Origin of the sequence: Hungatella sp. SL.1.14, assembly GCF_024460495.1 — a bacterium.
Taxonomy (GTDB): Bacteria; Bacillota; Clostridia; order Lachnospirales; family Lachnospiraceae; genus Hungatella; species Hungatella hathewayi.
This window is the reverse complement of record NZ_JANFYJ010000530.1, coordinates 1-288: the sequence shown is the minus strand read 5'-3', so window position 1 is coordinate 288 and position 288 is coordinate 1. Positions and strand designations below refer to the sequence as shown.

Genomic DNA, 288 nt, shown 5'->3' with positions numbered 1-288 from the left:
ATTGCTTCCATCGGTGTGGAAATCAGCCGGGAAGGCGCCAACGCAGATCTGGAGGGTGATGTAGTACCCAAATGTTACGATGCCAACGATAAAGAATTGACGGATCTCGGAGATAAGCTGACAATTACTCCGAACACCATTCATTATAATATGGCAATCCTGAAAGCAAAGGAACTGACCCTGAATTTTGAAGTGAAGGGACAGTCGCCCCGGGATACCGGTTCACAGGAGTGGACAGTGATTTAAAATCTGTTCCTGTAGTAGCGACGAAGTCCGTGCTGGCGTCAG

1 pseudogene is annotated in these 288 nt (G+C 48.3%); it reads left to right on the top strand.

What is annotated here, in order from left to right:
- Nucleotides 1-246: pseudogene (locus tag NE473_RS32155) on the top strand (hypothetical protein); the annotation flags it as partial.
- Nucleotides 247-288: the final 42 nt, after the last annotated feature.